The sequence below is a fragment of the Achromobacter sp. MUI-25009338 genome, assembly GCF_057359325.1.
The window spans coordinates 2,087,776-2,101,200 of sequence record NZ_CM170627.1; the positions used below are offsets into that span (position 1 = coordinate 2,087,776).

Consider the following 13,425-nt stretch of genomic DNA (forward strand, 5'->3'; position numbering starts at 1 on the left):
GCAAGAACGCAAACGTCCAGCGCGCGTAACCCGTCGGTCCGCACCAAGCTATCTGGACGTGGTCGCCCACATCCGGTCTCTGTACCACGCCGTGAACTTCATCGCCCCCGCAAGCGCGGCCAGCGTCACCGCGATCGCGATGCCCTGCGGCAGCTGCGGGCGGTAGACCAGCAGCGCGTCGGTCGCCGCCATCACGGCGAAGGCCAGCGCCCAGGCGGCGGCGATCGCGTATTTCATGCGCGCGAAGCTGCGGGCCTTCCAGACGTATTCGGGTTCTTTTTCGCGCGCGTAGGCCAGCGTGAACGGCCGGCGCAGCGCCAGGGTCAGCAGGATGATGAACAGCAGCCCCGTGTCCACCCTCAGGCGCGCCTCGGAGATGGTCCAGGATTCGCCGTCGACCATGGGCGCGTACAGCGTCAGCCCGGCGAACAGCACGAAGGTGCCGGTCTCCATCAGCTTGACGCGGCGCTCCGGACTGATCCAGTCGCGCAGCACCAGCCCGGCCGATACGATCGCGCCAGCGGCCAATCCTTCCAGCACCCCGACAGCCCTTTCGATGATGACAAACACGATGAAGGGCGCGAACGCCAGCAGGATGTTCATCTTGATTCCCCAACCCTTGAGCTTTTGAGCACGCTCATTGCGCGTTTGCCGCGCCACAGTGAGTATCAAGACGCGAACGGTGTCTATTTCTGTCTGTCGTCCAGGATGAAGCATGTCGGGCCGCTCGTCCATCGGCCGCCGGGACGCATACCCAAGGATGAAATCCGCCATGCGTAGCAATCGCCGGCGTCCTACATGCGTTCGCCGGGCAGTTCGCTGGCCTGCCTGACCCAGTCCAGGAACTGCGCCTCGTCCAGCGCATCGTTTTCGTGGATGTCCAGATAGCGCGTCGCGGGGTGTTTGGACGCGCCCGGCGGAATTGGACTCAGCGAAGCGCCGCGGAAGAAGGCCACCTTCACGTAGCGGGTGAAGCAATGGAAGCTGAGAAACCAGCCCTGGCCCTCGACCCCGTAAAAGGGCGAATTCCATTTGACCGCCTTGTGCACGCCGGGCACGGCGCGCACGATCAGCGCGTCCAGGCGCCGGCCCAGCGCGCTCTTCCAGCCGGGCATGGCCGCGATATAGGCCTGCACCGGCGCGTCGCCTTCGCCCTTGGGGATCTGGGGATTGCCGCCGGACAGCAGCACGGGCTGTCCGGGGGCAACGGAGGCGCTTTTGGCGGCTCGCTTATCGGTCATGTTCGGCATCCTGGCGCATGCATGGATTAGACCTGGAGCATTAATCCCGCGTTGCGGCTAGGCATCGTCGGGCATCTCGGCCTCGACCAGGCGCCTGAGCTGGTCCAGCGAATCCTGCCAGCCCAGGTAGCACATCTCCGTGGGGATGGCCTCGGGAATGCCTTCCTGGCGGATGGTGATTTCCGTGCCGCAGGATACCTGGCGCAGCGTGACGCTGGTCTGCATGTCGCCCGGCAGGCTGGGATCGTCGAACCGGTCCGAATAGCGGATTTTCTGGTTGGGGATCAGTTCCAGGTATTCGCCGCCGAAATCGTGGCTGTGGCCCGTGCCGAAATTGCGAAACGCCATCTTGTGCACGCCGCCGACGCGGGCGTCGAGCTGATGCACCAGGCAGGTGTAGCCGTAGGGGGGAAGCCAGCGCGCGACGGCGTCGGGTTCCAGGAAGGCCCGATAGAGGCGATCGGGCGTGGTGCGCATGACGCGATGGAGATTGACAGTACCGGTAGCCATGGTGAGTCCGCCTTTCGAAGAGTTTGCGTACTGACACGACGTACCAGTGAAGCGGAAATCGACACGGCAGGCCTAGGGGAAAACCCTGGAAATCCACAAACCGTTACGAAGTCGAGGCCGATTCGCCGCGGGCCGGTCGCTTGCGCCGCCGGCGCGCGGCCAGCCACTTGCCGGCCACGATGACCAGCAGCGCGCCCGCCAGCTCCACGCCCAGCTTGAGCGGCGCGGCCGGCTCGCCCCAGCGCTCGACGATGAAGATGTCGGTGATCAGCATGCCGCCGGCGATCCAGCCCAGCAGCCCGGCGCCGAAGGTCACCGCGATGGGGAAGCGGTCGATCAGCTTGAGCACCAGGGTGCTGCCCCACACGATGATGGGCACGCTCACGCACAGCCCGAAGATGACGTAATACAGCTGGTGGTCGGCCTGGGCGTTCTGCGCCGCGCCGGCGATGGCGATGACGTTGTCGAGGCTCATCGCGAAATCGGCCAGGATGATGGTCTTGATGGCCGACAGCACGCTGGTGCCCGCGGCGATGTTGCCGTGCGCGTCTTCCTCGGGGGCGAGCAGCTTGATGCCTATCCATACCAGCAGCAGGCAGCCCAGGGCCTTCAGGAAGGGGATGTCCAGCAGCACCAGCGCGAAGGCGATCAATAGCACCCGCAACAGCACGGCCCCCGCCGTACCCCAGAGTATGCCCCGCATTCGTTGGCGCGGCGGCAGATTGCGGCAGGCCAGCGCGATCACGACGGCGTTGTCGCCGCCGAGCAGGATGTCGATGAGAACGATCTGGAATATGGCGCCCCAATGGAACGTCTCGATGGCCTCGAGCATAAGTCTCCCGCCGCGAAGAAACGATGGGGCGCAGTAGGCGACGCGTTGCCGCCGCTGCGGATTTTTCAACCATTCTAGGCAAGCGCGCGGCCCGGGCGGCCAGTACTGGCGCTGCGTTCATGGTTATGCGCGGCCCTCAGTACAGCTCGGGCACCTGCCTTACCGGACGGTCCGGCTCGCGGTAGTCGCCCGGCTTCTGGCGCTTGGGCAGCTTGACCTTGGGCCGCGGCACGGACTCGTACGGAATGCTGGCCAGCAGGTGGCGGATGATGTTCAGGCGCACCCGCTTCTTGTCGTCCGATTGGGCGACGTGCCACGGCGAAACGTCGGTGTCGGACGCCTCGAACATATCGTCGCGGGCGCGCGAATAGTCGTACCAGCGGCTGTACGAGTCCAGGTCCAGCCGCGACAGCTTCCAGATCTTGCGTTCGTCGTTGATGCGGGCCTGCAGCCGGCGCGTCTGTTCTTCCTGGCTGACCTCCAGCCAGTACTTGAGCAGCAGCACGCCGGAGCCGATGATGGCGCGCTCGACCAGCGGCACGGCCTTCAGGAAATTGTCGACGTCTTCTTCGGAGCAGAAGCCCATCACGCGCTCGACGCCCGCGCGGTTGTACCAGCTGCGGTCGAAGATCACGACCTCGCCCGCGGCCGGCAGATGCGGCAGATAGCGCTGTATGTACATCTGCGTTTTCTCGCGGTCGGACGGCGCGGCCAGGGCCACCACGCGGAACACCCGCGGGCTCACGCGTTCGGTGATGGCCTTGATGGTGCCGCCCTTGCCGGCGCCGTCGCGCCCTTCGAACAGGATGCAGACCTTGGCGCCGGTGCGCACGACCCATTCCTGGAGCTTGACCAATTCGACGTGCAGGCGTTCGAGCTCGCGGTCGTACTCCTTGGCCGAAAGCCTGGCCGGCGCCGGCTTTTTATCCTTTTCTGCCTTCTTTCGAGCGTTCATGGCGGCACTCCGGAGTGCATGGCTGGAAACCTGCGTGCGCGTCGCGCGTCGCGGCGCGCAATCGAATTTAGCGCCGGACGGCGGGTTTTGTACATCGGCGCAACGGGGTCATCCCGACCCCTCGTCTCTTCCTGTCCACACCCCTCTGGCGGGAAGCAAAAAAGGCTCCTAGAATCGATGCGCAAGTTGACATTCCGTCATGCAATCGCGGCATCCAGACCAGGAGACCCGTCTTCTTTGGATTTTGACCGCCCGGCCCGGGCGCCCGGCTGAAAATGCCAGGGCCCCGAGCCGGGTCCACGGGCGCCGCGCGCGCCGTTGCGGCTAGGTTCTGATCGATCCGATATCCATCGATGTCGCTGCGGACTTGTACGAATCGGCTGCTGCTGATGGGCGTGTTCTGCCTGGGCGGCTGCATGAAACTCGGGCCGGACTTCCAGCCCCAGCACGCGTCCTGGGCCGACGGCTGGGACACGCCGGCGCTGCAGCAGGCCACCCGCGCCGGGGTCGAGCCCGACGCGCGCCAGTGGTGGCGCATCTTCGACGATCCCGTCCTCGAATACCTGATCGGCCAGGCCGACGCCGGCAACGGCGGGCTGCGCATTGCCGGCCTGCGCATCATGGAGGCCCGCGCCCAGCTCGGCATCGCCCGCAGCGGGCTCTATCCCCAGGTCCAGGTGGTGGGCGCGGACGCCCTGTACACGCATCGCGCCTCGCGCTCGGCCCTGGGCACGCCGCAGCCCAGCAGCTTCTGGCAGTACAGCGCGGGATTCGATATCGGCTGGGAGCTGGATTTCTGGGGGCGTTTCAGTCGCGCCATCGAGTCGGCCGACGCGGCGTATTTCGAGGCCCAGGCCAACCGCGAGGACGTGCTGGTGCTGCTGCATGCCCAGGTGGCCGACAGCTACTACACGCTGCGCACCGCCGAGGCGCGGCTGCGCATCGCCCGCGGCAACGCCGCCATCCAGAAGCGCAGCTACGAGATCACGCAGCGCCTGTACGCCAGCGGCGAGACCGACGAGCTGGACCTGCAGCAGGCCAAGACCCAGTACCTGAGCACGCTGGGCACCATTCCCCAGTTCGAAAGCCAGATCATGCGCGCGCGCAACGCGCTGGCCGTCCTCATCGGCCGCCCGCCCGGCCCCATCCCGCAACTGGCCGAGAAAGAGGCGGTCGTCCCGCTGGTCGACCGCGCGGTGCTGCAGGACGTGCCCGCCAACCTGCTGCTGCGCCGGCCCGACGTGCGCGCCGCGGAATTGCGCATCGCCGCGCAGTCGGCCCAGATCGGCGTGGCCGAGGCGGACCTCTATCCCTCGCTGACCCTGCTGGGCAGCATCGCCTGGACCGCCACTTCGCTGGCCGGAACCGGCGGCGGCGCGGCCCTGCTGGCCGGACCCAGCCTGAGCTGGAACGTGTTCGACCACGGCCGGCTGCAGAACAACGTGCGCGTCCAGGACGCGCGCCTGCAGCAGCTGATCGTCGCCTACCAGGACGAGGTGCGCGAGGCCGCGCGCGAGGCCGACGACGCCGCCAGCGGCCTGATCAAGGCCGTGGAGCGCGACCGCATCCTGCAGCAGTCGGCGCAGGCCGCCGAGCGTTCGCTGGCGCTGGCCAACGCGCTCTATCGCGAGGGCTATACCGACTTCCAGCGCGTGCTGGACGCGCAGCGCGCCGTGGCCTCGCAGCAGGACGCCTACGTGGTCAACCGCGGCGGCGCGGTGGGCGACCTGATCGCCTTGTACAAGGCCCTGGGCGGCGGCTGGCACACCGGTGAGCCGGTGCTGGACGCGGCCACCCGGCAACAGATGGAGCGGCGCACCGACTGGGGCGACCTGCTGGCCGAACCGCAGGCCGCGCCGCTCGCGAAGAAGGGGAAAGCCGATGAATGAACCGCAGCCCGCCGCCGCGCCTGCGCCGTCCGACCCTGCCCGCAAGGGCGTGGGCTGGGTCGCGCTGCTCATCGTGCTGAGCCTGGCCTGGTATCTGCTGGCCGACCGCTATACCCCGTATACGCAGCAGGCGAGGGTGGAGGCCTTCGTCATCGCGGTGGCGCCGGAAGTGTCGGGACGCGTGACCAAGGTTTACGTGCGCAACAACCAGGACGTGCAGGCCGGGGCCGCGCTGTTCGACGTGGACCCGGAGCAGTACCGCATCGCGCTGGAGCGCGCCCGCGCGGACCTGGAATCCATGCGCAGGCAGATCGGCGCCAGCACCGCCGGCATCGATTCGGCCCAGGCCTCGCTGCGGGCCGCGCAGGCCAACGAACTGAAGGCGCGCCAGGACAGCGGCCGGCTCGAACGCCTGTACCGCGAGGACCGCGGCACGGTCTCGCTGCGCCGGCTGGAGATCGCCCGCGCCAGCCTGGAGCAGGCCGTCAGCCAGGTCGCGGCGGCGCGCGCCGAAGTGCAGCGGGCGCGCGAGCAGGAGGGCGGCAGCGACGAGGACAACGCCAGGCTGCGCAGCGCCGCGGCCGCCGTGCAGAAGGCCGAGCTGGACCTGGCCAACACGCGGGTGCGCGCCAGTTCGCCCGGATTGATCACCGACCTGCGCACCGACGTCGGCCAGTTCGCCGCCGCCGGCAAGGCGGTCATGACGCTGATCCCGATCCATGACGTCTGGATCAGCGCGGAGATGACCGAGAACAACCTCGGCCATATCGAGCCGGGCACGCCGGTGGGCATCGTGCTGGACGCGCGTCCCGGCCGCATCTTCGACGGCCGGGTGCGCAGCGTGGGCTATGGCGTCAACGTCGGCCCGGGCACGCCGCCGGGCGGCCTGCCGACGGTGCAGAACAGCCGCGACTGGCTGCGCCCGGCGCAGCGCTTTCCGGTCATCGTCGAGTTCGACCGGGACGACCTGCCCGAACTGCGCGACGTGCGCGTGGGCGGACAGGCCGAAGTGATGGCGTTTCCCAGCTCCGGCAATCCGCTCAACCTGCTGGGCCGCGCCTATCTGCGCCTGATGAGCTGGCTTTCCTATGCCTACTGACGCCATTGCCGACGGCCGCGATCCGCGCGGCGTGCGCGCCCTGCGCCTGGGCGTGGGCGTCGCGCTGTGCGTGGCGATCGGCTTCGGCCTGGACCTGCCCATACCGATGGTCGCGCCGGTGCTGGGCGTGTTCCTGCTGGCCGGCATGAACCAGCCCTTGTCGGCCCGGGCCGGGCTGGGGCTGGTGGCGGCGGTCGGGCTGGCCACGGCCACCGGGCTGCTGCTCAGCCCGCTGCTGCGCTATTACCCGCTGGCCGGCGTGCTGCTCATCGGCCTCTGTCTGTTCCTGGCGTTTCGCGCCGGCATGCGCGGGGCCAACGGCGTGCTCACGATGTTCCTGATCATCGGGCTGACCATCATCGCCGCGGCCGGCACCATCGATTTCCGGCTGGCGGCGCTGGCGGTCGAAGCGCTGGCCAAGGGCCTGCTCGCGGCCGTCGCCGTGCTGGGCTGTTGTCACTGGCTGTTCCGCGAGCCGGCGCTGGCGCCCAAGCCGCCGGCCGCGCCGGTCCTGCCGCCGGACCAGGCCGCCCGGATGGCCTTGCGCGCCACGCTGGTCGTGATGCCCGCCTTCCTGCTGGCGCTGACCGATCCGCTGGGCTACATGCCCATCATCCTGAAGTCGGTCAGCCTGGGGCGGCAGGCCTGCGTCACGGCGGCGCACGGCGCGGCGCGCGAACTGCTCGGCTCCACGCTGCTGGGCGGGCTGCTGGCCGTGCTGTTCTGGTGCGCGCTGAGCCTGTGCGTCAGCCTCTGGATGTTCTTTCTGTGGATGCTGCTGTTCGGCCTGCTGGCCGCGCGCAAGCTGTACCGGCTCAGTCCCACGCGGCATCCGCCGAGCTTCTGGCTCAACACGCTGGTGACGCTGGTCATCCTGCTCGGCCAGTCGGTGCAGGACAGCGTCGCGGGCAAGGACGTCTACACCGCCTTCGCCGTGCGCATGGGCCTGTTCATCGCCGTCACGCTGTACGCCTGCCTGATGCTGCGGCTGTTCGAACCGCGCCGCCGCGCGCCACGTCCGCCGGGGCCGTCAGTCCCGGCTTATTCAGACACCTGAAGAGGAGTCAGCCATGTCATCGCTGGAAAACACGTCTCAAGCCGCTCCCAGGGCGGGGTGGCGCTTCAAGTGCGGAATCGCGCTTTTCATCCTGGCCTTCGCGCTCTGGTTCCTCATCCCGATCGCCGCCGCCCTCGACGTGCCGGGCTCGCGCATCGCCGCGTTGACCGGCACCATCTTCATCGCCAACAAGGTGCTGCTGCTGACCTGCGTGGCCGTGATGGGCAAGGAGGGATTCCAGCAGCTCAAGGCCATCGTCTTCGGGCATGCCAAACGGCTCGCGCCGGTGCAGAAGGTGGGTCCGGTGCGCCATGCTATCGGCCTGGCGATGTTCCTGATTCCCATCCTGACCTCGATGCTGGAGCCCTACGTGGATCAGCTGTGGCCCGGCCTCAGGCCCAATATGTGGCAGCTGCAGGTGCTGGGCGACGTGATGCTGATCGCCAGCTTTTTCGTGCTGGGCGGGGACTTCTGGAGCAAGCTGCGGGCGCTGTTCGTGAGGACGGCGTAGCCCCCGCATCCGGGCAAAAACGGGTTGACACGATTTATGCTCAACACTAGCATAAATCGTGCCCTTTTTTTGATCCATAAATACTCAAAATGAGTATATTGTGACGGAGACGCCCATGAATGCCCGGTCCAACGAATTCGACCTGCCCGCCGCCGCCGACCGCGTGCGCACGCTGCTGGCGCGCGAAGGCGCGGTGCTGGTGGCCCATTACTACGTGGACGCGGCCCTGCAGGAACTGGCCGAACAGACCGGCGGCTGCGTCGGCGATTCGCTGGAAATGGCGCGCTTCGGGCGCGACCATCCGGCGCGCACGCTGGCGGTGGCGGGCGTGCGCTTCATGGGCGAGACCGCCAAGATCCTGAGCCCGGACAAGCGCGTCCTGATGCCGGACCTGGAAGCCACCTGCTCGCTGGACCTGGGCTGCCCGGCCGCGGACTTCGCCGCGTGGTGCGACGCCCATCCCGACCGGACCGTGGTGGTCTACGCCAACACCAGCGCCGCGGTGAAGGCGAGGGCGGACTGGGTCGTGACCTCGTCCATCGCGCTGGACCTGATCGCCGCGCTGCACGCGCGCGGCGAGAAGATCCTGTGGGCGCCCGACCGCCACCTGGGCGCCTACGTCCAGCGCCAGACCGGCGCCGACATGCTGTTGTGGCAGGGCGCCTGCGTGGTGCACGACGAGTTCAAGGGCGTGGAGCTGGAACTGATGCGGGCCGAACATCCGCAGGCCCGGGTGCTGGCCCACCCCGAGTCGCCCGAGCCGGTGCTGGCGCAGGCCGACGTGGTCGGCTCCACCACGCAGCTGATCGACGCCGCCCGCCGGCTGGATACGGACACCCTGATCGTGGCGACCGACCAGGGCATCCTGCACAAGATGCGCGCGCAGGCGCCGGGCAAGACTTTCCTGGCCGCGCCGACCGCGGGCGACAGCGCCACCTGCAAGAGCTGCGCGCACTGTCCCTGGATGGCCATGAACGCGCTGTCCAGCCTGGCCGACGCGCTGGAACACGGACGCAATGAAATCCTGCTGGACCCGGCGCTGGGCCTGCGCGCCAAGCGGCCCATCGACCGCATGCTGGATTTCGCCGAACGGCGCAAGCGCCGCGTGCAGGCCAGCGGCGACCTGGCCCGCGACGGCGCGCTGTACGCGCGCGTCGGTCCGGCCTGATTTCTAACCGGAGAACAGGCGCATGGAATTCGACGTCATCATCATCGGCAGCGGGTTGGCCGGCCTGGCCGCGGCGTTGGAGCTGGCCCCGCGCCGGCGGGTCGCGCTGGTGTCCAAGGGCGGGCTGGCCGACAGCGCCAGCAACCGCGCGCAGGGCGGCATCGCCGCGCCGCTGGCCGCCGGCGACAGCGTGCAGGCGCACGTGCGCGACACGCTCGTGGCGGGCGCGGGGCTGTGCGATGCGTCCGCGGCCCGCGCCATCATCGGGCAGGCCTGCGGCGCCATCGACTGGCTGCGCGAACAAGGCGTGGCGTTCAGCGCCGATTCCGGCGGCCTGCACCTGACGCGCGAAGGCGGGCACGGCCAGCGCCGCATCGCGCACGCGGCCGACGCCACCGGCCGCGCCATCGTGGCCGCGCTGGGCGCGCGGGCGCGCGCGAGGCCGGGCATCACGCTGCTGGAGCGGCATTGCGCCGTGGACCTGCTGCTGTCGGGCGCGCCGGCGGCGTGCCGCGGCGTGCGCCTGCTGGATCTGCGCGGCGCGCGGGTGTTCGACGCCGCCGCCGCGCACGTGGTGCTGGCCAGCGGCGGCGCGGGCCAGGTCTATCGGACGACCACGGCGCCGCCGGCCGCCACCGGCGACGGCATCGCCATGGCGTGGCGCGCCGGCTGCCGCGTCGCCAATCTGGAGTTCACGCAGTTCCATCCCACCGGCCTGCATCATCCGCAGGCCGACGGTTTCCTGATTTCCGAGGCGGTGCGCGGCGAGGGCGGCCTGCTGCGCCTGCCCGGCGGCGAGCGCTTCATGCCGGCGCACGACCCGCGCGCCGAACTGGCGCCGCGCGACATCGTGGCGCGCGCCATCCAGGCGGAGATGTCCGGCCGCGGGCTGGACTGCGTGCAGCTGGACATCAGCCACCAGCCCGCGGAATTCCTGCGCGCGCACTTTCCCACCATCCACGCGCGCTGCCTGGCGCTGGGCATCGACATGGCCGCCGTGCCGATTCCCGTCGCGCCGGCCGCGCACTACACCTGCGGCGGCGTGGTCGCCGACGTGTCCGGCCGCAGCGATCTGCCGGGGCTGTACGCGGTCGGCGAGGCCGCCTGCACCGGGCTGCACGGGGCCAACCGGCTGGCCAGCAATTCCTTGCTGGAGTGCGTGGTGACGGGCAGGGCGGCGGCGCGGGACATCCTGCGGCATGGCGCGGCGTCCGGCCCGGCGGGCGGACTGGAACTGGCCGGCGACGCGGCGGCAGTCGCGCCGCCGGCCGCGGACCTGGCGCGGCTGCGGCACGAGCTGCGCGCAGTGATGAGCCGCGACGTGGGCGTGGTGCGCAGCGATGCGGGCCTGCGGCGCGCAGCCGCAACCACCGGCGCGCTGCGCGCCGAAATGCAGGCGCGCTTCGAGCGCGAGGGCGCCAGCCTGGAAATGCTGGAGCTGCGCAATCTGGCGCTGGTGGCCGACCTCATCGTGGCCGCGGCGCGCGCCCGCGCCGAGAGCCGGGGCGCGCACTTCAACCGCGATCGCCCGCCGGCCGAAACCGCCGACGCGCACTGCGCCGCGGCGCTTGCAATACCGTAGAATACCGGCGGCCAAGCCCGCTCATCGTCGAGCAAGGGCGTCTTGGCCGAACGGGATGCGCGGCGGGCATGGCATGCCGCGTCAGGGTGAAACAGGTGAAGCAAGCAAAGACCTCCTCCAGCACGGCCAAGTCAGCGGCCAAGTCCGCGGCCAAGTCGGACGACCAGGCCGCGCGCCCGGAACCGGGTTCCAGCCAGACGCTGATCCGCGGCCTGGACATCATCGAATCGGTCGCCGCCGGCATCGGCGACCTGGGGGAAATCGCGCAGCACACCGGCATGACCTACAGCACGGTGCATCGCATCGTGCTGGCGCTGGCGCGGCGCAACTACCTCAAGCGCGACCCGCAGCGCGGCTACCGGCTGGGCCGCAAGCTGCTGGAGCTCGGCTTTCACGCGTATTCCGAAGTGGAGCTGACGCGCATCGCGCGCCCCATGCTGCAGGCCCTGGCCGACAAGACCTCCGACACCGTGCACCTGGCCACCGTGGACCACGGCCTGGTGATCTACCTGGACAAGATATCCAGCCGCCGCGCCATCGAGATCAGTTCGCGCATCGGCGGCAGCAAGCCGCTGATCTCCACCGGCGTGGGCAAGGCGCTGCTGCTGGACGCGGGCGAGCAAGAGTGGGAAGCCATCTACGAACAGCAGCGCCATCTGCTGCGCCTGCCTGTGTCCAAGTCCGCGTGGATCAAGCTGATGCGCGGCTACGCGCAGGCCGGCTACGCCTACGACACCGGCGAGGACGAGCCGTCCATCCGTTGCGTGGCCGCGCCGATCCGCGACGGCAGCCGCAAGACCGTCGCCGCGATCAGCGTGTCCAGCACGCTCGAATACATGGATGAAAAGCGCATGAAGGCGCTGGCGCCGGTGGTATGCGAGACGGCCCGCAGGATCAGCGCGGAGCTGGGCAGCAGCCAGGGGTAGGCGGTGGGTTTTGCGGGGTGATGGGTTTCGCGCGTTCGGCATTTGAGTTCTTGCTTACGGAATCTCGCGCTACACCCATCCTACGATGCCCAGGCCGTAGGATGGGTGTAGCGCGAGATTCTTTGAAGAAAAACCCGAATGCCGAACGCGCGAAACCCATCAGCCGCCGCCAACCGCCCCATTATCAAACCGCCAGAATCTTCCCCGGATTCATGATCCCGTGCGGGTCCAGCGCCCGCTTCATCGCCGCGATCAACGACAGCTCCGCCGGATTGCGGCTGTAGTGCAGCCACGGCCGCTTGTGCAGCCCGATGCCGTGCTCGGCCGAGACCGATCCCGACAGGCTGCGCACGATGTCGTAAAACGCGGCCTCGATGCGCGCTTCGGTCTTGCGGCCGTCGGCCGGCAGCGGCCCCACCACGATATGCACATTGCCGTCGCCCACGTGGCCGAAGTAGATCGCGCGCACGTCGGGGAAATCGCGCGCCAGCGCCTGGCGCATCCGGGCCACGCATTCCTCGATGCGCGAGATGGGCACGGATACGTCGAAGTTGATGGTGGGCGCGAAAGTGCGCAGCATCTCGGAGATGGCGTCGCGCAGCTCCCAGAAGGCCTGGGCCTGCGCGTGGGACTGGGCGATGGCGGCGTCGGCGATCCAGCCTTCGGCCAGCGCGTGCTCCAGCACCGCCTCGAAGCGCGCCGCGTCCTCTTCGGGCGCGGCCGCCTGCAGATCCAGCAGCACGTACAGCGGATACGTGGCCGGCAGCGGCGCGGCGATGCCGCCGGCGGTGGTGGCCGCGGCATAGTAGTCCTGCCACATCACCTCGAACGCGCTGACCCGGCCGCCCAGGCGGTGCTGCGCATGGCGCAGCAGCTTGATGGCCGAGCCGAAATCGGGCGCGGCCACCAGCGCGGTATTGGCGCCCGAGACGCCCGGATGCAGGCGCAGCACGGCCTGGGTGACGATGCCCAGCGTGCCCTCGGTGCCGATGAACAGATGCTTCAGGTCGGGGCCGGCATTGTTCTTGACCATCTTGTTCATCATGGACAGCACGGTGCCGTCGGGCAGCACGGCTTCCAGCCCCAGCACCAGGTCGCGCGCCATGCCGTAGCGGATCACCCGGTTGCCGCCGGCATTGGTGGCGATGTTGCCGCCGATCTGGCAGGAGCCCCGCGCGCCCAGGTCCAGCGCGAACAGAAAGCCGGCGGCCTGCGCGGCTTCCTGCACGGCCTGCAGCGGCGTGCCGGCCAGCACGGTCATGGTGGCGGAGGCGGGGTCCAGTTCGACCACGCCGGACATGCGTTCCAGCGAGACGAGCACGCAGCCTTCGATCGGCGTGGCGCCGCCGGCCAGGCCGGTCAGCCCGCCTTGCGGCACCACCGGGCAGCGTCCCGCGTGGCACAGCGCCAGCACGCGCGCAACCTCGGCGGTGTCGCGCGGACGCACCAGGGCCAGCGGCCTGCCGCCTTCCTCGCCGCTCCAGTCGTTCAGGAACCGGGCCTCGATGTCGGCGCCCGCCAGCACTTCGCCGATGCCGGCGTCGGCGCGCAGCGCGGCCAGCATGCTTTCAGGGTTCCAGGGTGCGGACGCTGTTTCCGATGCCGCAATGTTCATGCAGGGACTCCTCTTTCGGTTGTGGAATGGCCGGAGTGTC

The 13,425-nt window shown here is 69.2% G+C and carries 13 protein-coding genes; 7 read left to right on the forward strand and 6 right to left on the reverse strand.

The features are described 5' to 3' along the window. Positions 1-48: 48 nt before the first annotated feature. The 5 genes from AC1IQ6_RS09935 to ppk2 all read right to left on the reverse strand — a co-directional run bounded on the left by AC1IQ6_RS09935 (position 49) and on the right by ppk2 (position 3,538). Entirely contained in the window at positions 49-603 is a 555-nt protein-coding gene (locus AC1IQ6_RS09935) for a hypothetical protein (RefSeq protein ID WP_102772322.1), read from the reverse strand. Positions 604-794: 191 nt separating this feature from the next. Next, on the reverse strand, positions 795-1,241 hold the full coding sequence (locus tag AC1IQ6_RS09940) for a DUF1801 domain-containing protein (RefSeq protein ID WP_168202098.1): 447 nt from the start codon (positions 1,239-1,241) through the stop codon (positions 795-797). Positions 1,242-1,298: 57 nt separating this feature from the next. Further along, positions 1,299-1,751 carry an SRPBCC family protein gene (locus tag AC1IQ6_RS09945; RefSeq protein ID WP_102772320.1) on the reverse strand — a complete coding sequence of 151 codons (453 nt, stop codon included), beginning with the start codon at positions 1,749-1,751 and terminating at the stop codon, positions 1,299-1,301. A 103-nt stretch (positions 1,752-1,854) separates the two neighbouring features. Continuing rightward, positions 1,855-2,583, reverse strand: a complete 729-nt coding sequence (locus tag AC1IQ6_RS09950) for a TerC family protein (protein WP_102772319.1) — start codon at positions 2,581-2,583, stop codon at positions 1,855-1,857. 136 nt (positions 2,584-2,719) lie between these two features. Beyond that, the gene (gene ppk2, locus AC1IQ6_RS09955; RefSeq protein WP_485866244.1) at positions 2,720-3,538 is read right to left on the reverse strand and encodes a polyphosphate kinase 2; all 819 of its coding nucleotides are present in this window, start codon (positions 3,536-3,538) and stop codon (positions 2,720-2,722) included. 353 nt (positions 3,539-3,891) lie between these two features. Here ppk2 and AC1IQ6_RS09960 point away from each other — a divergent pair, with 353 nt between their 5' ends. The 7 genes from AC1IQ6_RS09960 (at position 3,892) to AC1IQ6_RS09990 (ending at position 11,770) form a co-directional block, all read left to right on the forward strand. Beyond that, positions 3,892-5,427 carry an efflux transporter outer membrane subunit gene (locus AC1IQ6_RS09960; protein ID WP_485866245.1) on the forward strand — a complete coding sequence of 512 codons (1,536 nt, stop codon included), beginning with the start codon at positions 3,892-3,894 and terminating at the stop codon, positions 5,425-5,427. Then, the gene (locus AC1IQ6_RS09965) at positions 5,420-6,526 is read left to right on the forward strand and encodes an HlyD family secretion protein (RefSeq protein ID WP_102772316.1); all 1,107 of its coding nucleotides are present in this window, start codon (positions 5,420-5,422) and stop codon (positions 6,524-6,526) included. Before AC1IQ6_RS09960 ends, AC1IQ6_RS09965 begins: the two co-directional genes overlap by 8 nt. Continuing rightward, entirely contained in the window at positions 6,516-7,583 is a 1,068-nt protein-coding gene (locus AC1IQ6_RS09970; protein ID WP_111824698.1) for a DUF2955 domain-containing protein, read from the forward strand. Before AC1IQ6_RS09965 ends, AC1IQ6_RS09970 begins: the two co-directional genes overlap by 11 nt. Positions 7,584-7,596: 13 nt before the next feature. Next, complete coding sequence (locus AC1IQ6_RS09975) at positions 7,597-8,094, forward strand: transporter suffix domain-containing protein (RefSeq protein WP_485866246.1); 498 nt, start codon at positions 7,597-7,599, stop codon at positions 8,092-8,094. Positions 8,095-8,209: 115 nt separating this feature from the next. Beyond that, positions 8,210-9,262 carry a quinolinate synthase NadA gene (gene nadA / locus AC1IQ6_RS09980; protein WP_485866247.1) on the forward strand — a complete coding sequence of 351 codons (1,053 nt, stop codon included), beginning with the start codon at positions 8,210-8,212 and terminating at the stop codon, positions 9,260-9,262. Positions 9,263-9,284: 22 nt separating this feature from the next. Further along, positions 9,285-10,844: an L-aspartate oxidase gene (nadB, locus tag AC1IQ6_RS09985; RefSeq protein ID WP_485866248.1), complete on the forward strand. Its 1,560-nt coding sequence runs from the start codon at positions 9,285-9,287 to the stop codon at positions 10,842-10,844. A 95-nt stretch (positions 10,845-10,939) separates the two neighbouring features. Further along, a complete protein-coding gene (locus tag AC1IQ6_RS09990; RefSeq protein ID WP_246842345.1) occupies positions 10,940-11,770 on the forward strand; it encodes an IclR family transcriptional regulator in 831 nt (276 codons plus the stop codon). Positions 11,771-11,954: 184 nt separating this feature from the next. On the opposite strand, the gene AC1IQ6_RS09995 is transcribed toward AC1IQ6_RS09990, so the two are convergent. Next, the gene (locus AC1IQ6_RS09995) at positions 11,955-13,385 is read right to left on the reverse strand and encodes an FAD-binding oxidoreductase (RefSeq protein ID WP_485866249.1); all 1,431 of its coding nucleotides are present in this window, start codon (positions 13,383-13,385) and stop codon (positions 11,955-11,957) included. Positions 13,386-13,425 lie beyond the last annotated feature (40 nt).